Genomic DNA, 26,352 nt, shown 5'->3' with positions numbered 1-26,352 from the left:
TTAAAGTGTTTTGATTCTGATGTTTCGGTAAGAAACTGTGTTGCCATGATCCTGAATGAGTATATGGCCTTTTTTAGCTTCGCCAAAGTTTTTCCATGTTTTATACTTGCTTCCGGCCACCAGTTTTCTGAAGTCTTCTGATCCACGTTCGTACTCCACTACTTTTACGCCGTTCAACCAATGCTCTACATGGTTGTTCGGATAAACCCGCACTTCGCCACTGTTCCACTCGCCAATCGGTTTAATTACCGAAGCAGGTTTGTTAGATGGAATAAGATCGTATAGAGAGGCCAGTTTACGGTTACCGTTTTTGCCCAGTTTTGCATCGGGGTGTTTTTCATCATCCAATACCTGAAATTCGAGACCAATGCCTGAAAGATTTGTTTTTTCTTCTTCGGTTACAAAATATTTGATCCCGCTGTTTGCACCTGGGGTAAGTTTGAAATCAAATTTTAAAATAAAGGCCGAAAATTCATCACGGGTAACAATATCGCCCCCGGAACCCTGCTCCTGCCCGTTTGACGCCAATACCGTTAACACTCCATCCTTCATTTCCCAGCCCTTGGATGGAAACTGCTCTTTGAATATGGCACGCCAGCCATGTGCATCCTTACCGTTCCATAGCAATTTAAAGCCCTCTTTTTTTTCGCTTCCGCTCAGTACATTTTGAGCGTAAGTTAGGTTTATGGCAAAAATGCCTAATATTAGCATGTAAATTAACCTGTAGTTTTTCATTGAATTGAATTATTGTATTTATTGATGTGTTTATAGTAGTTAGCTTTGAGGGCAGATCTGATGCCTATTCTAAATGAAGCCAGCCAGGTGAGCCGACGTCATAATTATCCTTGATAATGGCCATAAATATTTACAGTTGATGCATTGGATAGGTTTATAATTGGTTCTATTGCCAAAGTAAGCCAATGAACTTTGTAAAATATGTTCAATTTATTGTTGATTCGTCTCATTTTGCCTGTTAAAAAAACAGAAATGGAGCAAAGTATCCGGTTTAAAAACGGCTTACACAAAATATAATAAAATGCTAACAAATAAAATCAACAACCTAAAAATCAATTTGTTACAATAAAAAAATCTTCTTAAAAAGAAATTAAAAAAGGATAAATAATGTGGCTTTCACCAATAAGAAATGATGCATTTAACCATATTCATTCCATTACAGCAACCTTTCTGTCATCATATAATTGTTTATTTTCGGACAAATAACCAAATAAGCAACAAGACAATTTATACCCTTATATACATGCTCAATTTTCGATTATCTACCTTCTTTAATCCATATCCAAATGGTATGGAGCACATACCAAATCAAGAAAATCCAGTTTCAAAAGAGCCTTATACTTTTATGGTTCAACCATTTGGCACCTGTCTGGCTGTTTTGCTGATCAGCTTTTGCCTCTTTTCCTGCGGATTAAAAAAAACGCAATCGGTTAGTCCGGATACCGAACTTCAACAACACGTATTGGTAAATCCTGCCTTACCCGGCGATAATCCGGATCCTTCTATCATCAGGATCGGAAGAACATATTATGCTACTTCTACCACCAACGAGTGGGCTCCGTATTTCACCATTTATAAATCAACCGATCTTAAGAACTGGAAACTGATTAATCACGTTTTCCCGGATGGATTTAAGGATATGAAAAATCAGTGGGGTGAGAATAACTTCTGGGCTTCGGAACTGGTTTATGATCAAAAACAGAACCGGATTTATGCCTATTATACAGCACATAACAGGGAAACAAAAGGTAACCCGGGTTTACAGTGCGGAACGGCATGGATTGATGCAGATAAAATTGAAACGGGTAAATTTACCGACAATGGCCCTGTGATTATTGAAGATGAATGCGGTGCCATAGATGCATTTGAATTACAGCAAAACGGCAAAATTTATGCTTTCTGGAAAAACGATGGTAATGGTTGCGGCAAAGAAAGCTGGATCTGGAAACAGGAAATTAACGGGAGCCGTACCAAATTGCTGGGGCAAAAAAGCAAAGTATTTACCAATAGCCAGCCATGGGAAACAGGACTTGTGGAAGGGGCCTGTTTTTTTACTTTGGGAGAATATGTATATAGCCTGTATTCGGTTGGAGGTTGTTGTGATGCAAAATGCAATTATAAAACCGGCATTGCCAGAACAAAAGATTTAAACAGCGGCATATGGGAGAAATACGGCAAAAACCCGATTATGGTAAGCAATGATCGTTGGAACTGCCCCGGCCATGGCACAGTAGTAAAAACTGCCGATGACAGGCTATTTATGCTTTACCACGCTTTTAACAAAAACTATGATGTTTTTGTTGGCCGGGAAGGCATTATTGAGGAATTGATTGTAGGGGCTGATGGATGGCCCGTATTGCATAATGCCACCCTCCCCAACCGTCCAAAAGCTGATCTTGATTTTACCGATAATTTTGAAAAGGATCAAACACTTGATCTCGCCTGGCAGTGGCCTTCCAAATCGCAAAGACCATTGATGTTTTTAGATAAAGGCCTGAAATTGTCGGCATCTGATGAAAACCACGCACTTGGCACCTTTTTAGGTCAGTACATTAAAACGGTAGATTTCAGCATCAGTGCAGAGGTAAATCCCGGGGAAGCAAAAACCGGCATTTGCCTTGGGGGAGCCATATTTAAAAGTAAATGGCCTGGCGAACTTGGCGGCATAGGCATTACAGCCTCGAAAGATGGATTTGTTGTTTTTGATAATTTTGAAGGTACTTACAACGTTCTTAAAGCATCGACAGAAAGTTTAACCAGAGCGGTTCAGTTGAAAATGCAGATCAGTAATGATGGCAAACAGATCGAGTTTTTCTATAAAAAACCGGCAACAGCGTGGCTTAGTTTTTATCGTACGGATTTTTTAGCTGGCAAATATGTACCCTGGGGAATGGGCTACCGGGCTGGCATTGTGGTGAAGGGAGACCCTTCTCAGACAGGGACTTTTAGTAGCTTTAAGCTAATCAATAATTAGTTATGCTTTCTATTGGTTGGTGTCCACCAAACAACCAGTAGATATATTTTTTTATAGTGGTCGGTGCCACACCGACCACCAGATGTACCTAATTAAGGTAGTTTACCACTGAATCTGCTGATCTTCATCCGGTATCAGCGTATTCAGGTCACGCTGCATGGACAAAGTTCCCTCTACTTTATATTTCAGTCGTTGTCCAGGTACGGTAGTGTAATCTTCAAACTCGTACGACAGGTAAAGGGTAGTGTAAACATGCTTTAAATAAGGAAGTTTCGGATCCATGGCCTCATCCCTGGTGTAATAAGATTGTGTTGCCCCTACCTTGAATTTATTATTCACCGTGTTGTCGCTCCAGATTTCCAGTTTTTTCTTTTGAAGATCTATTTTTTCATCAGTAAATTTGATAAAGACCTTGTAGTTTTTGCGGTCGAGGTAATCTATATCCCTGATCCCTGCGTAGAGAAAAACAGTTTTATCATCTACCACAAACGTCCTGTGGGTATTCAAGGTTAAAGGTTCAGTATCTCCCTCCAAAAATATTTTGTACAAGGTACCGCCGTATTCGCCGGAGTAATCATTAAATGGGGTAATGCGGAGCATTGTTCTTCTGTAATATTTATTTGGGTTCGCCTGGTAATCATAAGAAGGATCGCTTAAAATCTGCAACGGCAAAACCCATTTATCCGCCTGATCGAGGTTGCCCAAAGTAAAATCAATCGGTATGGTTACCGTACTTACCCCTGCAGGTGCCATTATGCTTTGTGGCATAGTATAATAATTTTTATCCAGTTGCTTAAAATACAGTTCCTGCCGGTGGCCATATTGTTCCTGGTTCAGTTTGGCCAGGGTATCAGGATCCAAACCGATGTGGATTGTACGGTCTTTAACATTTGCGGTAGAGCCGCTGATAATAACCGGTAAGTTAAATCTTAATCTCCCCTGAGCATTATAACGGATGTAACACCAGGTTACGCCCTGGGCAGTTGGGTTTGATTTAAATGATGCCATCTGGACGAATTGCTCTTCTTTCCACTCATCACTGCATGATAAACAGCATATTACTGTTGTTACCATGAAAATTAATTGATATATACGTTTCATTGTTGTAAATGCTAATCGGTTATTCAGGATTTGTCCAGCCAGGGTTTTGCGTAAGGTATTTATTCCGTTTTAATTCATCATAGTGAATAGGCCAGAACCACATTTTAAGCGTAAAGATGGAAGGCAGAGATGGCGTTTCTACAACCGTATGAAAAAGGTCTGCCTGTGCTTTGGTGGCATAAGCATTGTATCCATAAACCGGTGCAGATTCTTCCGAAGGAGCGTCCGTCCAGCGGCGCAAATCGAAATAACGTTGCCCTTCTGCAAAAAATTCGATCTGCCGTTCTCTTTTTAATTTTATGCGGAACTGGTTCGGATCAGCATATACCTGGCTGGTATAGTCAGCCAACCCTGCCCGGATACGGATGGGCTGTATCCCTTTTTTCATTTCTAAAATGTTGCGCGACAGGGCATGTGTCCGGCTACCATCCCATGACGGGATATTGTAAGAACCATTCAGCTCATTTAAGGCTTCTGCATAAATCAGCAATACTTCTGCATAACGGATGGCAGGATCAACTTTTTGCTTCATCCTGCTCTGATCGTAAGCAGTAACAGCTACATTACTGATATCGTCCGGGTGTATATATTTTTTGATGCCAACGCCTGTACGGGGCCAGTAAGAAGTATTTTTGTAGCCGTTAGGATCGCCCCTGTAATAAAATATCTGCATATTACTCTTTTCGTCTTTTACGCTCTCGGCATTCAATAAATTCCAGGTAGAGCCGTTGTACGAAACCGAAGCATAAAACCGGGGTTCACGACGGGCAAACTGTTTGTTTACACCCACGCCCAGCGGACCTAATTCCGGGTAACTGGCCAGTTCTTCCTGTTTTACATAACCCGATACCCTCGGTGCCGAATTGTAACGCCCCTCGTAACCCGGCCTGCCGGCATACATGCTATTCATACCCGGTATATCACTACCATTGTTCATATAATAGGCATCTACCTGTTTTTGCGTCATGCCGTGCGAGTTATAACCTTTCCCCTCCAGGCGCGGTAACTGGTGCAATACGAGTACATTAATCCCTTCCCCGCCCTGGTTTTGACCATGGGTAAAAATCAGTTCCGGATTTTGGTAAGCCGGAACCGTTCCGTTGAACAATGCGCGGTAAGATTCGAAAGGGTCAATATCGCTCCAGCCGGAAGGCCAGGCACTGTTAGAGAAATTACTATCGAACGGTGGGGTTACCGTTGCCGGGTAAGCGGCATCACCCGTTGCCTTTTTATAGGCCACATATAAGCGGTACTGCCCTAAATCCATCACATCTTTTGCCGCGGCAGCTGCCCTTGCCCATTTTGATTCATCGTAACTGCGCGAAAGTAAGGGCTTCCCATCTTTGGTCACCATTGCCGCCGCTACTTCTGCAGGCGCTTTTCCGTTAGCAAGCGGACTTGCTGCGTACAACAATATTCTGGCCCGCAGTGCCAAAGCGGCACCACGGGTAGGCCTGGCAATCTGTTGTATACCCTGTTGAACCGACAGCCCTTTGGCGGCCTCGGCCAGCTCGTTAGCCAGGTAAACCGCACATTCTTCGTAAGAATTTCGTGGTTGGGCAATATCATCATACTCTTTGGTATAATCGATGCCTTCGCTGGCTATAATGGGTACAGGGCCATAGGTACGCAGCAATATCCAATAAAAATAAGCCCTTAAAAAGCGGGCCTGCCCTTTTAGATCCGCAATTTCTTTTGCTGTAAATTTGGTGTTGATATCAATGTTATTGATAAAAATAGAAGCCTGCCTGATTCCTTTATAAGCGGTATTCCATATTTCCTTGCTTTCACCGTTCAGCCCGTTTTCGGTATACTGTCCGTTTTTCCATCTTTTGTATCCGTCACTTTCGTCACCATAATACATATCATCTGCAAAATTAAAAGGAACGGCTTTTTTGCTGCTTACATCCTGCATGTAGTTGCTGCCTAAAAAGGAGTATGCCTGTGCAAGCCACCGGTTTGCGTAATCGGGGTTGGTAAAAACCTCTTCTGTGGTTAGCCTTTCATCAAAAAGATAATCGGAATCGAGAAATTTTTTACATCCGTTAATGATGGTAACAGCGATCAGTAGGCTTAATGCCATCACCGTTTTTTTCAAATTCTTCATTGCTTATAAATTAACTGATACACCTAATGATAATGTTTTGCTCAATGGATATACTTTCCCGGTTGAACTTCCTAACTCCGGATCCCAGAGTTTAAACTTACTGAAAGTGAGCAGGTTGGTACCGATCAAAAAGAACCGGACATTGTTTAAATGTGCCCTGTTGACCAGCGTTTTGGGTAATGAATAACCAATATCTAATGTTTTTAAACGCAGGTAGGAACCATCCCTTAGCCAGAATGTTGATGCCCTGTAATTATTGGCATTCGGACCATACGTTAAACGCGGATAATCGGCATTGGGATCTTCGTTAACCCCTAACATCCAACGGTTACTATCGGCAATATCACTTAAGATATTGCCCCAGTTCTGGCCTAAGCTGAACATATACACCGAAGAGCCATTGATAAAATAAGTAGACTTTCCTACTCCTTGAAAATGCACATTGATATCCAGTCCTTTCCAGCTTGTTGAAATACCAAAACCATAGGTAAAATTAGGGCGGGTGGTTGCACCGATGGCCACAATATCGTTATCATCAATTATACCATCCCCGTTAACATCTTTGTACTTGATATCGCCCGGCATCACCTCGCCAAAGCTTTGCCGCGGACTGTTACGGATATCATCATAATCAGTGAACAGGCCTAAATCGATCAGTCCCCGCGCCTGGTCTACACGATGTCCTTCCTGAAGTTTATAGCTGTAAATCGTGTTTTCTTCATCCCGTTCAATAATTTCATTTTTGCTATAGGTGGCATTGCCCCTCAGGGTCAAATCGACATTATTGATCTTCTGTTTAAAAGTAAAACTGCCATCAAATCCATGGGCTTTTACCTCACCAACATTGGCTGATGGATTGTTCTCCAGGCCTACAAACCCCGGCAGGAAATTCCGGCTCATATAAATGCCGTCACGTCTTTCCCTGAAATAATCCACCGTCCCGCTGATTTTATCATGAAATAAAGCATAATCTATCCCTAAATCCTGTTTGGTAGCTACTTCCCAGGTTACATTTGGGGACGCTACAGAAGAATAACGGATCCCCGTCCAGGGATTCGAAGAATCGAAATCCCCAAAATTGTAACCACCTGCCGACATTTGTTCCAAACTGTAGAGATAAGGAAACCTGATATTACCTAAATTATCATTCCCGGTTTTTCCATATGAATAACGGATTTTAAACATATCTACCCAGCCCAATTTCTTTACCAAGGGTTCCTCGCCTACATTCCATGCACCCGAAATGGCAGGAAAAAAACCAAACCGGTAATCTTTATGAAAATTCTCAGAACCGGTGTAGCCGAAGTTAAAGTCTACATAGTAGCGTGAATTCCAGTTGTAATTCACACGACCTGCAACTCCCTGGTTGCGGCGGGCAATTCCGTTTTTGAGATCGGTACCAATATTCTGGGTAAATACCCTGGAGGCCTGCGTGTATTTGATTACAGCACCAAAATTATGCGAGGCAATGCTTCGGTTATAATGGGTTTCCCATTCAAAAAATTCATTTTTGTTACCATCAGAACCAGCGGTCTGCGTCATTTTCTGTTCTTCTTTAATCCGCTTGAATACCAGTTCGCCTGCAGTATTCCGGTAACGGTTGGCACTCCATAATTCAGGAAATTTATAACGTTTAATGTAATTGTTGTTGTAGGTATCATACCCGAAACGGCCCACAAAACGGAGTCCTCTGGTAATAAAATCGAGTCCCTGGTTCAGGTTTAGTGTGGTTTGGATATTGTTGCTCCAGCTTTCGTTGTAGCCTGTCATGGTACCTTGTACCCAAGGGTTGAAACGATCCATATCATTATCCGGATTATTGTCGCCGTCATCACTGGCAGGGATTTTTCCGTCTGAGTACCGAAGCGGTGAAGTGATGGCATTATAACCCATAAGCGCTGTCCAGATGGCATCACTGCCCACTCCAGGGTCGTTCTGTTTACGCAGTGAGCCAGATACTCCAACGGTTAACAGGGTAGATTTGGTGATGTCCATGTCTACGCTTAAACGGTAGGTATATTTATTGAAACTGGCGTTGGTATTATAATCTTTTAAAGCATCATCTACCTTGTACATCCCCTGCTGGTTCTGGTAACTGCCCGATAAATAATAGCGGGCCGTTTTTCCGCCCCCGCTCAGGTTAAGCATACTTCGTTGGCTCCTGGCCGCATCACGAAGAACTACATCCATCCAATCTACGTTCGGAAACAGGTCCGGATCAAGCCCTAAACGTAGTATTTCGAGTTCCGAACGCGAGAAAAGCGGTTCCTGATTACGTACAATCTTGGCTTCATTGGCCATTGAGGCATAAGTATAGCCATCTACAAACTGTGGAAGTTTAGTGAGTGTGTTATAAAAACCTTCCACTTTGGCATTAATATTCACCTTACCTTCCTTCCCCCTTTTGGTTTTGATCAGGATTACCCCGTTGGCACCTCTGCTGCCATACATAGCAGTTGCGGAAGCATCTTTTAATACCGAAAAGGATTCTACATCCTCTACATTGATTTCGTTCATATCACGCTCGAAACCATCAATCAATACCAAAGCAGCATTACTGGCTCCAAAAGTAGAAATACTGCGCACCCAAAATTCGGAAATACTGCCTGGCCTCCCCGAAGTTTGCATGGCTTGTATACCCGGTACCACGCCGGCCAGGGCATCGGCCATTGATGTGGACGGATTGGACTTGAGCTGATCAACATTTACGGTGGTAATGGCACCTGTAATGGCAATCTTTTTTTCGGCACCGGTAGCCGTTACCACCACTTCGTTAAGTACACTGGCATCCGATTCTTTTAAGGTAACATCTACCAGGCGTTGCTCTTTCACCAGAACTTCTTTCTTTTCGTAACCCACGTAAGAAAACACAAGGGTTTGATAGGCAGGCATTTTAATGGTGTATCTTCCATCTCCATCGGTAATGGCCCCTAATCCGGGCAGGTTACTTACCGAGATGCTCACCCCCGGAATCGGCAGCTTTTTCTCATCGGTTACGGTACCTTTAACGATCAACTCCTGGGCAAGGATATTAAAGGAAATCCCAAGCACCAAAAGGTAGGTCAATAAAATAAATCTCATCATTATATTGTGTATTTATCAGTTATTCTTCTTTAGCAATTTTGCGGATCAGCCAGTTGCCTGTATCGCCGATATAAAAGCATTTCCTGTTTTCATCATAGGTAATAGCCTGTGGATTATTGAAACGGGCCTCTGTACGTAAATCACCATCCGCGTAACCGCTTGTGCCGTTGTTACCGCGCCCGGCAAAGGTGCTTACCCTCCCCTGTGGCGTTAAAGTGCGGACGGCATGATTGGCTTTGTCGCAGAAATAGAAATCGTATTGATCTCCCCCGGTAGCTTCATAATCTGGATTTTTTACAAATACACCCTGTACCGGGTTATTTAACCGGGCATTGGTGCCAATTCCATCGGCATATCCGGCAGTACCTGCAGCACCGCAAATGGTATAAGGGGTTTTAAAAGTCCTGGTGGTGCGGTCATAATCGGTACGCATAATAAAATGCTTATCGTATTCAACCAGATAGGCATAATCTCCCGAAGGGTGCATTACCATGTAAACGGCTACAGCGCTGTAAGGATTGGAGAAGACCAGTTTATCCTCTTTGGTATTAAAATCGTACCTGCGGATATCCCCTGCCCTGAACCTTGAATAATAGAGTTCGCCATTTTGAGGATGTATCATAGTACCATTTACCCCGCGGGCGTAAACTTCGATAGCCTTCTTTTGCAGAAAGCTGGATTCGCGGCTAAAAATATAATTACCATATTTGGTATCACTGGAGTGATTGTGCGAAACAATCATGTCCTGATTGCCATCAATCCTCCAATTAATGATGGATACCCTGTCAAGATCTGTCCTGAAATAACTCACATATTTCTTTTCGAAATCGACGAGACGGCAACTGTTCACATCGGCTGAAAAGTACAGGCGATTTGGATTTTTCGGGTCAAGGGTAAGCCAGGTAATGCCTTTAAACGCCCCACAATCATTAAATGGGCCTTCTTTTTCCTCAAAATTTGAAGCCACCTGATAGTACTTACCTAAAAATGTAGAAACCAGCAATTTACGGGTATAGGAAAAGGCTTCTTTTGATATGGCCTGGGCGAGCTGCTGGTTGTTTCCATCAAGGATGGTGATTTTGATATCGCCATCGTAAGCCTCTTCGGGAATAACACAATAAATACTATTGTTATTTACCCCGATCACTTTAGCCACTTTTCCGCCAATGGTAACCTTTATTTTTGAGATATCATTTCCGAAATTATAGCCATAAATAACCAGGTTATTCCCTACTCCACCTTGTTTTGGGTAAAAATCATTAATCAGCACTTCCTTTGACGGATCATAAACATCCTCCTGCTGCAGTTTTTCTTGTTTACACCGCGTTAACGAAAGTGCAATCAGCCCGAGCAATATCCATTGGATCTGCCAGTGCATGGTTTTTACATTTTTTTTTGTTTTCATATATACCTATCGCTTTTTCCGGATTAAACCGGCTTGCATAATTAAATTGTTAACCACTTTTGGTACATGGGTTCCATAGATTGAGGGATGCTAGCTATCTCCTTTACCAGGGAGATTTCAGGAAACTATTGTTTAATATTACTGAGAGCCGGTCAGGAAGCAGCCTAAAACTGCATGGCTGAAATTTGGGACAAAGAAATCCCTGTCAGCCATCCATACGGTGCCGATGGCAGGTATAAATTGAACCTGCTGATCTTGCCTGATAATGATTGCATCTTGCTACAGTATGATGACTATACTGCAGCAGGAATCTCAAAAAGCACTAAAACGTTTTTACAAAACAAACTCTTTGCGTTACCACATGAGAATTACCACTTGATAATGATCAAAAAATTAACATTGACTTGCGCCTGGAAATAATTTTAGCATGATTTGTTTAGGCCATAAACCGACGTCATTGGTGGTTAGCCGATGAGGTTTTCGTTTTACAGAACAATAAACGTGTTTAGAATAAATAGGTAAGTGTTGAGCATCATATCAATTTAATTTTCCTTTCCCTGGTTAGTAATATATTAAGGTATTGATGATCAGCTGTCTGAAATAAATATCTGTTTTCTCATAATACATGTTGAAACTGCAAAAAGCATGTGTTGCCTATTGAAGAATTGCAGTAAGGTTTGTTATTTGGTTAATTGAAATCAAAGTAAAGGATTACTGATTTTATTATCTGTTCAATATTTTGTCGATTTGTCTCAACTTTGGCAATTACCTTATAACTTTTTTGTAAAGAAAAAAACATGGACGTCATTGTTGTTGAGCTATAAAATTTAGCCGCACCGAAGGTTAGAGGAAGCCTAGCTCCCCACAGGAACCGTTACGCTGACACTTCTTTTAATAAAAACCGCTCCAGCTACCGAAAGCGGGAGCAATAAAAATGGTATAAGATAATCAAGCCCACAGTTTACCACATTGTAATAATACATCACTCCGGTATTGGCAAAATAACTGCTGCTGGTGCCACAGTTTACCGGTGTATTAAAAAAGCCTGTGGTCAGCGCGCCTCCAAGAATTGCATACTGATTATCCGTACAAGTCAACTCGTAATAATAATTGGAATCATATTGGTAGCGGTAATTTAAACCGAAGGTTGGAGTGGCCTGGACATTATGATAATAGAGCCTTCCGTTAAAGTAGCATCCTGTTCCGGCAGGCGGAATCTGGGCGTATAACGATGAACAGCATAAGATTAAAAAAATTAAAGAGAGTACTTGTTTCATTATGATAAGCTTGAAGTTTGGTTTGAAAGGTGTATCAACGGAACAAAGTTTGGCATGGATTGCTGAAGTATCTTAATGAATAAAATGAACAGTTAGCAACCAGCATGTATGCTTTTAACCGGGAATCTGAACAGAATTCTGCTGATCAGTCAGAGCGTTTGACAGCCGTATCTAAAGCTTTATACAGCATTTGCAGGCAGGAAGGTTATCGGTATGTGTTACGACAAATATGACAGCCAAAACCAATAGTTAAAATCACTGTTGTTTAAGGATGGAAATACATGAAAAGTTTATGGCTAAAGCCATTGCACTATCGGAGCAGAACCTGCGATCGTTGAAAGGAGGACCGTTTGGGGCATTAATTGTCCGCGACGGTAAAATCCTGAGTGCTGAGGCAAATTCAGTTACGCAGGACTGTGACCCGACGGCCCATGCAGAAATAAATGCAATCAGGCAGGCAGCAAAAAAAATCGGAAAAGCCGACCTTTCAGGCTGTACGATCTATACCAGCGCCGAGCCCTGCCCGATGTGCTTAAGTGCCATATACTGGTCCAATATTAAGCAGGTATACTATGGAAATACCAGAACAGATGCGGAATGGGCAGGCTTTGGTGATCAGTTCATTTTAGACGCCTTACAGGAACCAATAGAGAAACAACCGGTATCATTTGAAAGGATTATGCCAGGAGAAGCCATAAAAGCATTTGAGCAATGGCGTGCGGGAGGCCAGATGCTGGAGGAGAAAGTTAAAAATGGATCTTTATGATCACTTCACAATGTGGAAATTAAGATGTTAAAAATTACACGTTTAAAGATGATTAGTTGTGATAAAAACAGACTATAAAACTAATTAAACACCCCGACCTACGGGCACCCCTCCTCAATAAGGAGGGGCGTAAAACGCTGTAACCTATTCCTACATCTTAAATCAATAAGAATTTCAGATCTGAAGATTCATAAACACAGAATGTAAAACTAATTAAACACCCCGCCCTACGGGCACCCCTCCTCAATAAGGAGGGGAGTAAAAAACTTCATGCTGTAATCTATTATTAGATTTTAAATCAATGAGAAATTTCAGATCTGAAGATTCATAAACACAAAATGTAAAACTAATTAACCACCCCGCCCTACGGGCACCCCTCCTCAATAAGGAGGGGTGTAAAACACTTCATGCTGTAATTTATTATTAGATTTTAAATCAATGAGAAATTTCAGATCTGAAGATTTATTAATCTGCTTTCAGGGTATAAACTGACACAGAACCTGCTTCGCAGTAAAACTCTGCCCATCCATCCTGGTCTATCGTAATTTCTCTGTCGCAATGTCCCAGATAATCGCTAAAAGTTTTGCCGGCAAACTCAACGCCCATTTCCATACGCTTATTTCCCGCTTCACCGTTTGATAAAATCACCGCAAGGCCCGACCCCTGGTGTTCCTCATCTCCCGAGCGTGTCCAGCCAATACAACTCGAATGATCAAAATAATCACGTTGAAAACCATAGGCAAATGTTTTCCTCAATTGTAACAATGCCTCCAGCTGAGGAAGTGCGGCCATAGTCACCTCATGGTCTTTTCCATCATCCCCTTTGTCGGTATAGGCCGATCCATATACATCTGCATAAAAAACGCAAGGGTAACCAGCTTCTCGAAGTAAAATGATTGCATAAGCATGTGCCCGGAACCATGGTTCTACTGTCTGTTCCAGCGATTGGAGTGGTTGGGTATCGTGGTTTTCAACCAATGTTACAGCCAGTTCCGGTCTGGATGAAACCAGTGATCCATTCAATATGGTACTCAGGTCATATTGTTCGCCCTCTTTACTGGCACGGGAGAAATTAGCCTGAAGGCTGGCATCGAATAACGACATACGGCCCTGCGTAGCATCGATATAATCCAGCATCGCCTGCGGATCGTATGGCGACCAATATTCTCCCACTGTAAACAGTTCTTTGCCTGTTTCAGCCCGAAGATAGTCTAGCCATTCATTATAAAAATCAGCCGGCATATGTTTGATGGCATCCAAACGCAGTCCATCAAAACCAGTGGTTTGATAAAACCATATCCCCCATCGTTTAAGTTCCTCTCTTACAGCAGGATTCCGAAAATCAATATCGGTGAGCATCAGGTAATCATAATTTCCGTTTTCAGTATCAAGTACATTTTCCCATCCTGATCCATATTGGTTCTGAATGCTATACACAGCCGACTCCTGGGTACGGGCGTCGTAATCTACACCGGTAAAGCATTGAAAATCCCATTTAAATTCAGAATATTTTCCGCCGCGGCCCGGATAGGTAAATTTGGTATAAGCATCTATCTCAAAAGGTTCTGAAATAAATTCATTTCTGTTCTCTGGGTTTACCTTGCGTACCATAACCGGTTCATGATCTTCTGCTCCGCCAAGATGGTTCAGCACAATATCTACATAAACATTTATACCGGCCTCCTGCGCAGCTTTTATTGCCTGGAGATATTCTTCTTTGGTACCATATTTTGTTGCAATACTTCCTTTCTGATCAAATTCGCCAAGATCGTATAAATCGTAAGAATCGTAACCGGTTGAATCTTTGCCATCCATGCCCTTGTGCGCTGGTGGCAGCCAAATGGCATCTATCCCCATTTCTTTTAGTTTAACAGCATCTTGCTGAACCTTCTTCCAAAGGCTGCCATCATTAGGATAGTACCATTCGAAGTACTGTAACATTGTATGATTTTTCATTTTTTTCATGAATTTAGTAGTGGATATACCTGCTAAACAGGATGATTGTTTTGAATTTGATCAATCCATACCGAATTTATTTTATAATGGGCGATTTTGAACTACAAATGAATGATATCAATACATTATTAGCGTACCATACAGATAGGATAAATATAATTTGATATTTTATGACCGATGAAGTTTTCCTATTTGGAAAAGCCGGCCGTTGATGTTGGCTAGAAAAAATCTGCCTCCTTAATCGTAATCCACCTTGAATTTGTCAGGTTTCGCCGCTGGAAGTTCAGCACAAGTAATTCAGGTTTTAGCAGACCTGTATCAATTAGTCGAAATTTTACATAGGCCTGTTCACAGTGCTGTTCGGGGAATGTAACTATTTTTGATAGGCCTAACGATTATCCAGCAAGTTGAATGGTAAATACGGTAGATGGTTTAGTTGTTTTCAAAGAAAAATCGAAACCATGGTTGAGTAGTATTTCTCTAACCAGCGTTAAACCAATCCCCTGCCCATCTTTTTTTGTGCTGAAGAAAGGACTAAAAATTTGTGATGCATTTTCTTCAGAAATACCTTCTCCGTTGTCGTAAATATTGAGCTGATGTTTAGCAGCATTCAGTTCTATCTGAATAACACCACTTTTTTCTATTGCCTGAATTGAATTTTTAAGAATGTTTATCAGGGCCTGTTCCATTTGTTCAACATCGGCAGAAATAAAATATGATGACGCTGGTAAGTCGAGTTCAAACCTGATTTCTCTTTCGTTTGCAGCGAAATACATTAATTCTGATACCGATCTGAGAAGTTCTGCCAAATCTGTTTTCTTCCTGTTCGCTGCCGGAAGTTTCACCAGATCGGCAAAATTCCGGATAAATACATTTAGGTTCTGATTACGTTCAACAGCAATTTTCATGGCATTTTTCAATAGTTGCTCTTCCTCTCTCAGCCATAAATTATCCTGAGCCAACGCCGTGTTAAGGATTGAATTTACGGGACCAACTGTATTGTTCACCTCATGTGCCATCATCCTGATCACCTTACTGTAAACGCTTTTCTCCGCCGAAAAAATTTCTGCCGTTACCTCCTCCATCATGATAAAAATCCGCTCAAAACCTCTGTCCATAAATCTCGACTTTTGAATTTTGTAGGTATGCAGTCCATCCGTCCGAAGCATTTTTGAAGTTCCGGTTTTCATACCCTGGATCTGATTTTCGAGCAAATCAGGATTCTCTTTTGTAATTTCCAACGCTTTTGGATTAATCTGCTTGAGCTGCCCATCATAGTCAAGAATAATAATTCCCGTTGGCGAAGTCTGAATAAGCTTTTCGAGAAAAAAATGCTGTTCCTCCTGTTTTGTTCGCTCGGTTCTTAATTCCTCAATCATACGGTTATAAACATCTACCAGCTCATCTACCTCTTTTTTTCCGGTCAATAAAAATTTAACATTAAAATCCCTGTCTTTTATGGCTGCAATGCCTTGTTTTAAATAAGTAAGCGGGCTGATCAGCTGCTTATAGAGGCTAATTGATATAACAACAGAAATGATTATAAATGCCTCCGCCAGCATAAATATGAGCTTGTTTTTTTCAAAAATAAAATAGCTCATCACCAGGCAGACCAGGTGAAGAATAACGATAAACAGGATATACTTAGTCTTCAGTTTCATGAAATGGAATTTGATATTTTTCCAAACGGCGATAAAGGGCATTTCTGGTAATTCCCAATGATGCCGCAGCTTTTGTAATTCTGTTTTTATGGAAATTCATGGCCTGTTTAACCATTTCCGCTTCCATCTGGTCTAAAGTCATGGTACCTACCCCCGGCAATCTGACCTTATCGTTTTTTAATGGTGATAAATTTAACTGTGATTGGAAATCATCAATCGTTAATTCATTTGTACTGCTGATCAAAACCGTTCGCTCAACCAGGTTTTTAAGCTGGCGGATGTTACCGGGCAAAGGCAGTTGCTGTAACCAACGTAAGGCACCGGGTGCAATTGATAACGCTTCCCTGCCGTAAATTTCTTTCAGATTATTGATAAAGAAGTTAACCAGTAATGGAATATCAGACGGTCTTTCCCTTAACGCGGGCAGATGAATAGTGATCAGGTTAATGCGGTACAATAAATCTTCCCTGAACAAGCCAGAGGCTACCCTTTCGTTTAAGTTTTTGTTTGTTGCACAAACCACCCTGGTATCTACTGTTTTAGTACGGCTACTGCCTAAAACTTCATACGTACGGTCTTGTAAAACCCTTAATAATTTCACCTGACCTGATGCTTCCAGATCGCCTATCTCATCCAAGAAAATGGTTCCCTTATTCGCCATTTCAAACCTGCCGGCCCTGTCGAAACGGGCGTCAGTAAAAGCTCCGCGAACATGACCAAACATTTCGCTCTCGAACAACGAAGAAGAGATTCCGCCCAGATTTACTTTGACAAAAGGTTTGCCAGAGCGGTTACTGTTTGCATGAATGGCCTCTGCTATCAGTTCTTTACCCGTTCCGCTTTCGCCGGTAATCAATATTGATGCATTTGTTGAAGCCACGCGGCCAATGGTTTCCAGTATATTGATCAAGGTCGGATCTTCACCGATGATCTGTTTAAAATTATATTTCTTATCCAGTTCCTTTCTGCTGCCTGAACGCGGTTTTTTACCGTTTATTTCCAATAAAGTTGCTACCGACTGCAGTAGATATTGATTGTTCCAGGGTTTATTGATAAAATCGTTTGCACCGAGTTTCATCCCTTGAACAGCAAGTTCTATACTCGCCCAGCCGGTAACTAAAATAATCGGGACACCGCTATCAACAGTTCTGATTTTTTTCAGCAAACTCATGCCCTCTTCCCCCGAGGTATCGATAGAAAAATTTAAATCCAGTATCACAAGTGCAGGCTTTTGGTTTTTTACCTCTTCAAAAGCCTGCACAGCGTTATCAACAGCTACCACCTCGTAACCCGCCCCTTTTAAGAGAAGCGAAATGGAAGTTCTAACGGCAATGTCATCATCAACTACTAAAATCATATACGAAGTTAATCAATTAGTCTTCATGCAAAGCAACGGCCGGATGAATTGCAGCAGCTTGCCTGCCCGGATATAAGGAGCATATAAATACTAAAACATAAATAAAAAGCATAGCTAGCAGTATTGCGATGATATAAACACTTGCCGGAACGTCAAAAACATTTAATAAAGGAAACTGAACAGCAAAGAAACAGCCGATGAGGACGGATATTGTAGCTAAGATTACCGATTCGAGTACCATTTGCGTAGACACGGAAACGCCACTTGCACCAATTGCCCGCCTCAGGCCAATTTCGCCTTTCCGCTTATTAATGTTGTACCATAACACACCGAAAAGACCAAGGGCAACATTAATAATCAGGAAACCCGCAACGATGATGAACAATAACATCGGGATAATAGTTTCCTTGTTTCTGGCATCGCGCATTTCATCAACGTGCTGAATTTCGACTGCACTGCGCATCGTTGTGGCCATAAACTTATATAGCTTGCTTTCAAAACTGGCACCGGCAGTTTCCCGTACCTTTATTAAAAGTGTACTCGCCCACTTCAAATTTGTTGTATCCAGCTGGCTAAACATCAGATTGTTGGCAGGAACAAAATCGCCGTTGGCCTTAAAATCGTTAACGACACCAATAATCTTAAATTTTCTCTTATCGTCAAAATCGCCGATCAGCTTGCCTGCAGCCTTTGCGGTTCCGAACATCTCTTTGCTAAAGGTTTCGTTAATAATAATTCCTTTATTTTTGCTGATTAAGTCTTCCGGAGAAAACCATCTCCCGTCAATGAGTTTGATATTCCAAACTTTTTGATAATCGTTTCCGACATTGAAATCGCTGATTTGATTAAATTTCTTTCCTCCTTGTGTTAATCCGGTACTCATAAAACTGGATGAATAGGGATAATTCGAACTGGAAAAACTTATGGCTTCAATTTCAGGCATTGATTTTAATGCCTTGTTCAGATTGTCGTAAAAGATGCTCAGGGAATCAGCATTTTTTGATAATTGATCACTATTATAGCTAACTGCCCAAACCCTATCATAATCAAATCCAAGTGGCTTGATATAATTCTTATAATAATAGGTTAAATAAGAAAAAACAGCAAATACAACAAGAAAAGAAATCAAAATCTCAGACAGAAAAAGGATATTCTGTCTCCTTTTATTCCATATTAATTTAAACAGATGTTTATACATAACCGTATTTTATTTTGAGGCGTTAAGCCTTTAATGCTTTAACAATATTTAATTTCGACATTCTCCATGCGGGGTAAACTCCTGATATTAACCCAAAGAAAAAACAGGTAATCAGACTAAAAAACAATACCGTTAAATTCATCGTGAGATCGAAGCTTGAGATGTAATCTGATTCGTTGATGAGGTAAATAACCAGCATGGATAAAAAGACTCCTATCACGCCACCAATAAAAGTCAGAATCAGGTTTTCTATGATAAACTGGTAAACCAGGGTTTTTGATGACGCACCAAAAGCCTTACGGACGCCGATTTCAGATGAACGCTCCATGATCCTGGTAATATTGATATTGACTAAATTCATGGTTGGCAGCAATAAAAACAGGAGTACAAAAATTCCGCCTATTGTGATTACTTTTGTGATCCCGTCATTGGTCGAATCTCCTGCCATTCTACGGGCAATGCTGGTTTTAAATCCATCTGCATTACAATAAATCTTATCAAAATCTGGTGGGATTGGCAGTTTATTAACCATTTGCATAAATTCTTTTTTCATCCTGGGCACATCATTTGCCGTACGGCCTAAAAGCACCGCATTATAGGAACCCATTAATTCTGTATTTTTGCTATCTTTAGCAAGCGTATAAGGCAGATACATATCGCCGGCAAAATTGCGGGCAGCACCTGAAACATTATCAACCACTCCAATTACACGATAATTAATGTTGTCTGCAGAAATGTATAAACCGATTACCGATTTTTTATCACCGAAGTAAGCCTCTTTTGTTTTTTTAGAAATCACGGCAACACGTTCTGCGTTTTTAATTTCCCTTTCACCATAAGGTTTGCCTTCTAAAAACCTGTATGATAAAACATTCCAGTAATCTGCATTGGTGTACTTGTAACCTATTACCAGCTTTTTATTGTTCAAATAAGCATTTGATGATTTCTGCGCGGATGAAATGGCCATTTTATAAACCGTTTTCAACCTGGAAACATAATGTTCGAAGAAATAAAACGACAGGTTGCTCATATTCATCCAGCCTTCCCTGGTGTTTTTTATTTCTATACGTTCTACATAAAGCGAACGATTTTGGTTGTAATCAGGATATCCCGGATTAAACATTTTATCTGCAAGTGCAGTGGCTACCATTAAGATGGTGAGCGTAAGGCTGATGCCAAATAAGCTGATGAAGGTGAAAAATTTCCGCCTTTTTAAAACAGCTACGGCTATTTTGAAGTAATTTTTTAACATAGCTGAAATTTACTGAACCTGTGAACCATCAAAGAGACGAACCAATCGGTGTGTTTTATGGGCCATGCTTTCGTCATGTGTAACCATCACGATTGTTGTACCTTCATTTTTGTTCAGATTGATGAGGATATCCATAATCTCATTCCCCATGGCACTATCAAGGTTTCCTGTTGGCTCATCAGCGAGGATAATCTGAGGGCGCCCGACAATGGCCCTGGCAATGGCAACACGCTGGCGTTGCCCTCCTGAGAGCTGCGTAGGGAAATGTTTTAAACGGTTACTCAGACCAACTTTTTCCAGGGCTTCGGTTGCCAGGGCCTTTCTTTCTCTCGCAGATGAATTGCGGTATAATAAAGGTAGTTCTACATTATCCAACACCTGCAGATCATTAATCAAGTGGTAACTCTGAAAAATAAATCCAAGCTTCTCATTTCTGAAATTGGCCAGCTTTTTATCAGAAAAACTGCGAATGTCCTGATCATCTATGGTAATATCCCCTTTAGATGGTTCATCGAGCAAGCCCATAATGTTTAGCAAAGTACTTTTTCCGCAGCCCGATGGCCCCATAATGGAAAGAAATTCGCCCTTTGCAATGTCGAGGTTAATACGGTTTATCGCCAGCGTTTCCACAGTTGCCGTACGGTAAACTTTTTCAATATTTTTTAAGCGTATCATCATGTATAAATAGTAATTAAGATTTATTAATAAGTTATTTTAGTGTTTTTTTCAAAATCGTAAAGAGAAAGATAGCGAAGCTGATAATAAGCGCCCCAAAAATCGCGGAGCGAAGAAACGTAATCGCGTTTTGCAGCATCATTTTCCTGAAAGGCAATGCTTAAATCGGTAATACTCAGGTTGCCTAAAACGTACCGTTCGCTAGCTATCTTATATTTTTCAGCAGCAATTTTTTCGGCGGCATCTGTAAGCTTAATCTGTTCTTTCATCATATTAAAAAGCGTTACCTGCGTTACAATCTGCTGTTTGAAAGTTTGCTTATCCTGCTCAACTGCATAAGTTACCAATTGCTCGTTCGCTTGTGCCGTTTTTGTTCTCGATTTAGATCTGCCCCAATCCATCACCGGAATAGATAACTGCAGTTCTACGGTTTGCTGATTTTTCGGATTCCGGTAAACATCAAAAGCGCTTAATCCGGCATTGGAAAAACCCAGATTTGCCCTTAATGTGGCTTTCAGTCCGTTTTCGCCCTTTGCTTTGGCCACATCTCTTCTGGCTTCTGCCAACCGGCGGGCAAAACCAATCGCATCAGAACGATTTGCAAAGGCTTCGGCCAAAACCTTGTCGGTTGCCACCGTCATCTGCGCAACCGCCTGTGGCATATCCAACTTTATCCTGTCATCTCCCTCAATGCCCGTGTAACTGCGAAGGTTCAGCGTGGCCACTTCTACATCTCTTTTAGCCGTTCCAACAGCTTTTTGGGCATTAAGTACCTCCAGCTGAAGTTGGAGAATCTCATTTTTTGAAATCTTTCCTAATTCAAATTTGGTATCTGCAATACTCAGAATTCTTTTGGTGTTCGCGTAATTTAAATCGGCAATATCGAGGTTAACCTGTGCCAACAGTAAATCAAAAAAATATTCGGTAACAGTAATTGATATTTTTTCCTGCGTTTCGATAAAAACCTGTTTACTCTCACTGTATTTTAACGGTTCAATTTTTTTGTCCCATTTTAAGCTGTTAAACTGTAATAACGGTTGTGTATAACCAATTCCATAAGGAATACCATTATAGAGCACACTGTTTCTATCAAAATCATCAAACCGCTGCAATTGGGTAGTTCCGTAAATGGTACCGCCAGTTGCGGCAATACTTTGGCTAAAATTTAGTGTTAAGGAGGAATTATCATAATGTACAGGTTGGAAAAGAATGCTTCCATTAGGTTGCTGTACCTGGGTATAAGTTTTGGTATAGCCGGGTAAAACACCTTCTAAAGCCAACTGCGGCTGGTAATTTGATTTAAAAGTACGCCACTCCCAGTATTTCGTTTCTTTAACCGTTGCGGCCTGTTTTGCCGCAATAGAATTGGCCCTGGCCATTTCAACTACCTTTAGCAGACTGAGTTTAAGCGTATCGGCAACCGCAAATACCGCATTTACTGAGCTAAGTGAAATTACTAATCCAATAAGTATAATTTTCTTCATCTTAATGGCTTATTGTTACTTTTTCCGAGTTTTTAAAATCGCCCATATCCGAGGTAATGATTTCATCTCCAGCTTTTAATCCACTCAAAACTTCAACATAATCAAAGTTGCTTAAACCTGTTTTCACGGTACGCTTTTCGGCAATACCGTTTTTCAATACGAAAATCTCCTGCAAATTGGAGCCGTTAAATGCCGGTCCGTTTGCCACTCTTAAAACACCATTTCGGGTATCAGTAACCAAAAAAACATCAGCTTTTTGATTAGGCCTTAATACTTTACTGTCTTTTTGATTTAACTGGATATCAAACGAGACTGTGGCATTGGTTACTGCGGGCGAAATGTTTACCACTGAACCCCTCAGTTGCGTATCACCAATTCTGATGATAGCGGCCATATTATGGTGGATTTTATCCAGTAGATTATCAGACATGCTACCTGCGACTTTAAAGCCGCTTAAATCGGCTATACGCACCAGGGCATCACCTTCGTGTACGCTGGAGCCAATATTTTTATTTACCCAGGTAATTACCCCGGGCCTGGTTGCAGTTACCTCAGCCAGATCGAGTTTCCGTTTCAATGCATCCAGATCATTTTTTTGAATGGCCAGTGCAATTTCAGCCTCCCTGATTTCGATTTTCATGGTCTGCTGCTTACTTTTAATTTCATTTTCAAGCTGTAGCTTCTCCAGTTCGGCAACCTTTAAATCAAGCTCAGCCCGCTCTACATCCTCCTTGGTTCCACCACCGGCTTTAAGTAATCGTTTCGCCGATGAAACAGCATCTTTAAGGTTGCTGATCCGTAACTGTTTGATGCTGTTGCTCGATTTAACATCGAAAAAGCTTTTTTCTAAATCGAGCTTCAGCTTACTTATTTCATTTTGTTTGGACTCCATCTGGAATTGTAGCTTTCCATAATCGGTTTGGCTTACTGATTTATCCAGCAACAGAATCGATTGTCCTTTATTCACTTTCTTTCCGGCATCCATCAATACATTTTTAATTAATGCACTTATCGGACTCGTTAATACTTCTTCAAATTCAGGTAACACTTCACCCGTAGCATTAATCGTATTTTCGATTATTCCGGTTTCCACTTTTGCCGTCGTGATATCAGCTGCTGTAAGCGAAGCTTTAAAATAAAACCGTACAAACCAGATACCAGCTATAAGCAAAATAAGGATGATAGAAATCAGGAAATAGGTTTTTTTCTTCTTTTTAGCTAAAACTTCTTCTTCAATAAGTTTGTCCATTTAAACATTTTTTGGACAAGCATTTACAAGCGGAATGCCAGTCTTAAAGAACTAAAAATCAGGTTATTATGTTTTTAAACAAATTTTAAAATGCCCGATATCGAACGTTCTGCCTGTTATCGAACGAATAAAAGTTGTATTCGGCAACAGTAAAAGTCTTTCCTTTCAAAAGATACTGAAATGAGTTTTTTTAGGTATGCTGATAAATGTGCGGACTTTACCATAGCAGATCAATAGATAAGGAAAGAAACCGAGGAGTTACAGTCATAACGACTGTTCCCTATTTATACTGACAACTTTTGCCACTGATAGAGAATAGAAAAAAAATTCGCGCCAAAAATGAAATCTACGCAAACATTCACCTTTTAAAGAAAGTTTGGTAGATATGGAACAGGATCAAAATGTAAAAACAGCGGCCAGAACAGTCGTTATCACTGGTGCATCAAGTGGTGCCGGACGGGCCATCGCACTGGCTTTTGCCGCAAACGGCGACCAGGTAGTGATTTCTGCGAGGAATATCGATGCGCTGAAAGACCTCGGGGCAGAATGCGAAAGTCTTGGCGGAGTGGCAGAATGCGTTGCATGTGACACCACTGATTATCACCAGGTACTCAACCTGGCGGCAACAGCTGCAAATATTGGTACCGGTATTGATGTATGGGTCAATAATGCAGGTGTACTCGCTATTGGCAGTTTCGACCAAACACCCATGGAAGTTAGTGAGCAGGTAATCAAAACCAATCTTTTAGGTTATATGCATGGTACCCACGCGGTAATACCTTATTTTAAAAAACAGGGTTTCGGAATCCTGATCAACAATATCTCTATCGGCGGGTTCCTGCCTGTACCCTTTGGTGCGGGTTATTCTGCCGCTAAGTTTGGTCTTCGCGGCTTTTCTGCCTCATTAAAATCCGAGCTTCGGGAATATCCAGGCATTCATGTATGTGATGCCTTCCCCGGCTTTCTGGATACACCAGGCATGCAGCATGCGGCCAATTATACGGGCAAAGTGCTAAAACCAGGGCCTGTAGTTTATGACCCTAACCGCCTTGCCCATGAAATCTTCAAACTCTCGCTAAATCCGAAATCTGAAAAAATGGTGGGCAGTTTTTCGATATTGATGCGCTTATCCCGTGTCCTATTCCCGAGCCTGACCACTGCGATCGCAGGAAGCGTGATCCGTACCTACCTCAAACATGCAAAAGCTATTGCCCCTACAAATGGCAATATTTTCAGTCCGGTAGCCTATGGTAATTCGGTTCATGGAGGATGGGGAATTCCCGGAAAACCCAAAGCGCACCGTAAATATGTGGCCCTAGGGGCAGGTCTGCTGCTCAGTGCATTACTCATTAAAAGAAAATGGTAAATGGTGCACAAAATTGTTTTTTTCGGGGATAGCCTGATGGCTGGATATGGACTCAAAGACCCTTCAAACGAGTCTATTCCGGCACTCATTGGTGCGAAACTAAAACAGCTGAACCTAAATTACAGCGTAATCAATGCCGGCGTGAGTGGTGACACTACGGCTTCTGCCCTGGCCAGACTTGACCAGGTCCTGAACGAAAAACCAGCGATTTTTATCCTTGAACTGGGCGCCAATGACTTCCTGCGAGGCATGAGTCCGGTGCTGATCCTATCTAACTTACAGCTCATCATCAACAAAGTTAAATCTAACTGTCCGTCGGCATCCATACTCTTGTTGGGCATCGAATTACCAAACTGGGCAACCGGCTGGCATCAAAGTGATTATTCTGGTATCTTTCCGGCATTGGCTGAAAAAAACGCAATTTCACTGGTGCCGTCATTTTTAAAAAATGTAGCAGGCATACGCACACTGAATATGTACGATGGTGTTCACCCGCTTAAAGAGGGCTACCAGATCGCGGCAGAAAATATCTGGCCGGAATTGTACAGGATTATTCAGGAGCGTAAAGACGTATGAGTTTATATAGGGCGTATCGGCCAAATCATCGGTTAACAACTTGATTGCAAACTGGCCGTTTTTCAAAAATATACACCCCCCATAGCTTCGCTATTTCAAGCCTTCGGATAATTCAAGTTCCTGCCAGTTATTGATAAGGATTAAACATCCAGTAGATTGTTATATGTTTCAGTAAACATATCAATAATTGCTGCTTCTTTTATTTTTAGATTTCCTGCCGCTCTGTTGAGTAATAAGTAACCACTGAGCTGCTCATAATCAACATGTTCAAAAGTTAATTCTCCAATTTTCTCCTTGACCAATTCTTTATAGATTCGATAGCGTTGTGTATTTTGATGACCTTCAATGCGTTGCGACGCCTTGTCAACAGTTCTAGCACCTATGAAGCCAAAGGAAGCTGTTGGATGTTGGGCTAACAAAATAGGCACCACACTTAAGCAACTCACTAGGATATTCGGTACATCACCTCTATTGGTAATTTTGGAATATTTCAGATCGCTATGCCTATGCGGCTGTGCGTAAAATTTAATACCGAATACATCTTCGTTGTGGTAATCTGCACGAAGAATGTAATTATACCTTGTAGCTGGTGAACGAAATTTATAAATGTATGTAAACTCGTGAGCTGATGTGTCTTTACAAAGTTCCTTTTGAATAAAAATTAATGGATATCCGGGAACGTCAAATCTCAAGGAATTAAATAGTTTTTATTCGACGACTCTGTTACAGAATATTTTGCTGTATCTGACTGTTTTACAAGATGCTCCGCTTCAGATGATCGCACTACCCAAGTGCCTTGCACAGAATCACGGGAAAAGCTGACACTTCTCGCATCTTTCAATGGAGCCC

General features: G+C 41.3%; 20 protein-coding genes. 5 read left to right on the top strand and 15 right to left on the bottom strand.

The genetic code is table 11. The annotated features are described in order from the left end of the window. Nucleotides 1-735: a DUF1080 domain-containing protein gene (locus ACK1I8_RS05300; RefSeq protein ID WP_412468299.1), complete on the bottom strand. Its 735-nt coding sequence runs from the start codon at nucleotides 733-735 to the stop codon at nucleotides 1-3. A 571-nt stretch (nucleotides 736-1,306) separates the two neighbouring features. Between ACK1I8_RS05300 and ACK1I8_RS05295 the strand changes: the two genes are divergently transcribed. Further along, nucleotides 1,307-2,989 carry a glycoside hydrolase family 43 protein gene (locus ACK1I8_RS05295; RefSeq protein WP_412468298.1) on the top strand — a complete coding sequence of 561 codons (1,683 nt, stop codon included), beginning with the start codon at nucleotides 1,307-1,309 and terminating at the stop codon, nucleotides 2,987-2,989. Between the two features lie 102 nt (nucleotides 2,990-3,091). Here the strand turns inward: ACK1I8_RS05295 and ACK1I8_RS05290 are convergent, their stop codons facing one another. The 4 genes from ACK1I8_RS05290 to ACK1I8_RS05275 are packed head-to-tail and all read right to left on the bottom strand — an operon-like array spanning nucleotide 3,092 to nucleotide 10,686. Then, on the bottom strand, nucleotides 3,092-4,063 hold the full coding sequence (locus ACK1I8_RS05290) for a DUF4973 domain-containing protein (protein ID WP_412468297.1): 972 nt from the start codon (nucleotides 4,061-4,063) through the stop codon (nucleotides 3,092-3,094). A 46-nt stretch (nucleotides 4,064-4,109) separates the two neighbouring features. Beyond that, the gene (locus ACK1I8_RS05285; protein ID WP_412468296.1) at nucleotides 4,110-6,197 is read right to left on the bottom strand and encodes a RagB/SusD family nutrient uptake outer membrane protein; all 2,088 of its coding nucleotides are present in this window, start codon (nucleotides 6,195-6,197) and stop codon (nucleotides 4,110-4,112) included. 3 nt (nucleotides 6,198-6,200) lie between these two features. After that, a complete protein-coding gene (locus ACK1I8_RS05280; protein ID WP_412468295.1) occupies nucleotides 6,201-9,281 on the bottom strand; it encodes a SusC/RagA family TonB-linked outer membrane protein in 3,081 nt (1,026 codons plus the stop codon). A 19-nt stretch (nucleotides 9,282-9,300) separates the two neighbouring features. Beyond that, nucleotides 9,301-10,686, bottom strand: coding sequence for an IPT/TIG domain-containing protein (locus ACK1I8_RS05275; protein ID WP_412468294.1), 1,386 nt, complete (start codon nucleotides 10,684-10,686; stop codon nucleotides 9,301-9,303). 174 nt (nucleotides 10,687-10,860) lie between these two features. On the opposite strand from ACK1I8_RS05275, the gene ACK1I8_RS05270 reads away from it, so the two are divergent. Further along, nucleotides 10,861-11,106: a hypothetical protein gene (locus ACK1I8_RS05270; RefSeq protein WP_412468293.1), complete on the top strand. Its 246-nt coding sequence runs from the start codon at nucleotides 10,861-10,863 to the stop codon at nucleotides 11,104-11,106. Nucleotides 11,107-11,540: 434 nt separating this feature from the next. Here the strand turns inward: ACK1I8_RS05270 and ACK1I8_RS05265 are convergent, their stop codons facing one another. After that, nucleotides 11,541-11,963, bottom strand: coding sequence for a hypothetical protein (locus ACK1I8_RS05265; protein ID WP_412468292.1), 423 nt, complete (start codon nucleotides 11,961-11,963; stop codon nucleotides 11,541-11,543). Nucleotides 11,964-12,234: 271 nt separating this feature from the next. On the opposite strand from ACK1I8_RS05265, the gene ACK1I8_RS05260 reads away from it, so the two are divergent. Next, the gene (locus ACK1I8_RS05260) at nucleotides 12,235-12,729 is read left to right on the top strand and encodes a nucleoside deaminase (protein WP_412468291.1); all 495 of its coding nucleotides are present in this window, start codon (nucleotides 12,235-12,237) and stop codon (nucleotides 12,727-12,729) included. A gap of 465 nt (nucleotides 12,730-13,194) precedes the next feature. Here ACK1I8_RS05260 and ACK1I8_RS05255 read toward each other — a convergent pair whose 3' ends face one another. From ACK1I8_RS05255 to ACK1I8_RS05220, 8 genes are all read right to left on the bottom strand, one after another. Beyond that, nucleotides 13,195-14,685 (bottom strand): alpha-amylase, encoded by a 1,491-nt coding sequence (locus ACK1I8_RS05255; protein ID WP_412468290.1) that lies wholly within the window; start codon nucleotides 14,683-14,685, stop codon nucleotides 13,195-13,197. 395 nt (nucleotides 14,686-15,080) lie between these two features. Next, the gene (locus tag ACK1I8_RS05250; RefSeq protein ID WP_412468289.1) at nucleotides 15,081-16,346 is read right to left on the bottom strand and encodes a sensor histidine kinase; all 1,266 of its coding nucleotides are present in this window, start codon (nucleotides 16,344-16,346) and stop codon (nucleotides 15,081-15,083) included. Beyond that, complete coding sequence (locus ACK1I8_RS05245; protein ID WP_412468288.1) at nucleotides 16,330-17,703, bottom strand: sigma-54-dependent transcriptional regulator; 1,374 nt, start codon at nucleotides 17,701-17,703, stop codon at nucleotides 16,330-16,332. The genes ACK1I8_RS05250 and ACK1I8_RS05245 overlap by 17 nt, the downstream gene beginning before the upstream one ends. A gap of 16 nt (nucleotides 17,704-17,719) precedes the next feature. Continuing rightward, on the bottom strand, nucleotides 17,720-18,901 hold the full coding sequence (locus ACK1I8_RS05240) for an ABC transporter permease (RefSeq protein WP_412468287.1): 1,182 nt from the start codon (nucleotides 18,899-18,901) through the stop codon (nucleotides 17,720-17,722). A gap of 22 nt (nucleotides 18,902-18,923) precedes the next feature. Beyond that, nucleotides 18,924-20,153 (bottom strand): ABC transporter permease, encoded by a 1,230-nt coding sequence (locus ACK1I8_RS05235; RefSeq protein WP_412468286.1) that lies wholly within the window; start codon nucleotides 20,151-20,153, stop codon nucleotides 18,924-18,926. A 9-nt stretch (nucleotides 20,154-20,162) separates the two neighbouring features. Beyond that, nucleotides 20,163-20,828: an ABC transporter ATP-binding protein gene (locus ACK1I8_RS05230; RefSeq protein WP_412469347.1), complete on the bottom strand. Its 666-nt coding sequence runs from the start codon at nucleotides 20,826-20,828 to the stop codon at nucleotides 20,163-20,165. A 26-nt stretch (nucleotides 20,829-20,854) separates the two neighbouring features. Further along, on the bottom strand, nucleotides 20,855-22,312 hold the full coding sequence (locus ACK1I8_RS05225; protein ID WP_412468285.1) for a TolC family protein: 1,458 nt from the start codon (nucleotides 22,310-22,312) through the stop codon (nucleotides 20,855-20,857). A gap of 1 nt (nucleotide 22,313) precedes the next feature. Further along, a complete protein-coding gene (locus ACK1I8_RS05220) occupies nucleotides 22,314-23,561 on the bottom strand; it encodes an efflux RND transporter periplasmic adaptor subunit (RefSeq protein ID WP_412468284.1) in 1,248 nt (415 codons plus the stop codon). 385 nt (nucleotides 23,562-23,946) lie between these two features. On the opposite strand from ACK1I8_RS05220, the gene ACK1I8_RS05215 reads away from it, so the two are divergent. Next, complete coding sequence (locus ACK1I8_RS05215) at nucleotides 23,947-24,927, top strand: SDR family oxidoreductase (RefSeq protein WP_412468283.1); 981 nt, start codon at nucleotides 23,947-23,949, stop codon at nucleotides 24,925-24,927. Continuing rightward, nucleotides 24,928-25,503 carry an arylesterase gene (locus tag ACK1I8_RS05210; RefSeq protein ID WP_412468282.1) on the top strand — a complete coding sequence of 192 codons (576 nt, stop codon included), beginning with the start codon at nucleotides 24,928-24,930 and terminating at the stop codon, nucleotides 25,501-25,503. 140 nt (nucleotides 25,504-25,643) lie between these two features. Here ACK1I8_RS05210 and ACK1I8_RS05205 read toward each other — a convergent pair whose 3' ends face one another. Then, entirely contained in the window at nucleotides 25,644-26,195 is a 552-nt protein-coding gene (locus ACK1I8_RS05205) for a hypothetical protein (protein ID WP_412468281.1), read from the bottom strand. Nucleotides 26,196-26,352 lie beyond the last annotated feature (157 nt).

This window comes from Pedobacter sp. KLB.chiD (genome assembly GCF_047040275.1).
Classification (GTDB): Bacteria; Bacteroidota; Bacteroidia; order Sphingobacteriales; family Sphingobacteriaceae; genus Pedobacter.
This window is presented reverse-complemented; position numbering and strand designations above follow the sequence as displayed.

Coding starts and splice junctions, on each gene's coding strand:
- ACK1I8_RS05300 (WP_412468299.1), bottom strand. CDS start 735: ATGAAAAACTACAGGTTAATTTACATGCTAATATTAGGCATTTTTGCC.
- ACK1I8_RS05295 (WP_412468298.1), top strand. CDS start 1,307: ATGGAGCACATACCAAATCAAGAAAATCCAGTTTCAAAAGAGCCTTAT.
- ACK1I8_RS05290 (WP_412468297.1), bottom strand. CDS start 4,063: ATGGTAACAACAGTAATATGCTGTTTATCATGCAGTGATGAGTGGAAA.
- ACK1I8_RS05285 (WP_412468296.1), bottom strand. CDS start 6,197: ATGAAGAATTTGAAAAAAACGGTGATGGCATTAAGCCTACTGATCGCT.
- ACK1I8_RS05280 (WP_412468295.1), bottom strand. CDS start 9,281: ATGATGAGATTTATTTTATTGACCTACCTTTTGGTGCTTGGGATTTCC.
- ACK1I8_RS05275 (WP_412468294.1), bottom strand. CDS start 10,686: ATGAAAACAAAAAAAAATGTAAAAACCATGCACTGGCAGATCCAATGG.
- ACK1I8_RS05270 (WP_412468293.1), top strand. CDS start 10,861: ATGGCTGAAATTTGGGACAAAGAAATCCCTGTCAGCCATCCATACGGT.
- ACK1I8_RS05265 (WP_412468292.1), bottom strand. CDS start 11,963: ATGAAACAAGTACTCTCTTTAATTTTTTTAATCTTATGCTGTTCATCG.
- ACK1I8_RS05260 (WP_412468291.1), top strand. CDS start 12,235: ATGGAAATACATGAAAAGTTTATGGCTAAAGCCATTGCACTATCGGAG.
- ACK1I8_RS05255 (WP_412468290.1), bottom strand. CDS start 14,685: ATGAAAAATCATACAATGTTACAGTACTTCGAATGGTACTATCCTAAT.
- ACK1I8_RS05250 (WP_412468289.1), bottom strand. CDS start 16,346: ATGAAACTGAAGACTAAGTATATCCTGTTTATCGTTATTCTTCACCTG.
- ACK1I8_RS05245 (WP_412468288.1), bottom strand. CDS start 17,703: ATGATTTTAGTAGTTGATGATGACATTGCCGTTAGAACTTCCATTTCG.
- ACK1I8_RS05240 (WP_412468287.1), bottom strand. CDS start 18,901: ATGTATAAACATCTGTTTAAATTAATATGGAATAAAAGGAGACAGAAT.
- ACK1I8_RS05235 (WP_412468286.1), bottom strand. CDS start 20,153: ATGTTAAAAAATTACTTCAAAATAGCCGTAGCTGTTTTAAAAAGGCGG.
- ACK1I8_RS05230 (WP_412469347.1), bottom strand. CDS start 20,828: ATGATACGCTTAAAAAATATTGAAAAAGTTTACCGTACGGCAACTGTG.
- ACK1I8_RS05225 (WP_412468285.1), bottom strand. CDS start 22,312: ATGAAGAAAATTATACTTATTGGATTAGTAATTTCACTTAGCTCAGTA.
- ACK1I8_RS05220 (WP_412468284.1), bottom strand. CDS start 23,561: ATGGACAAACTTATTGAAGAAGAAGTTTTAGCTAAAAAGAAGAAAAAA.
- ACK1I8_RS05215 (WP_412468283.1), top strand. CDS start 23,947: ATGGAACAGGATCAAAATGTAAAAACAGCGGCCAGAACAGTCGTTATC.
- ACK1I8_RS05210 (WP_412468282.1), top strand. CDS start 24,928: ATGGTGCACAAAATTGTTTTTTTCGGGGATAGCCTGATGGCTGGATAT.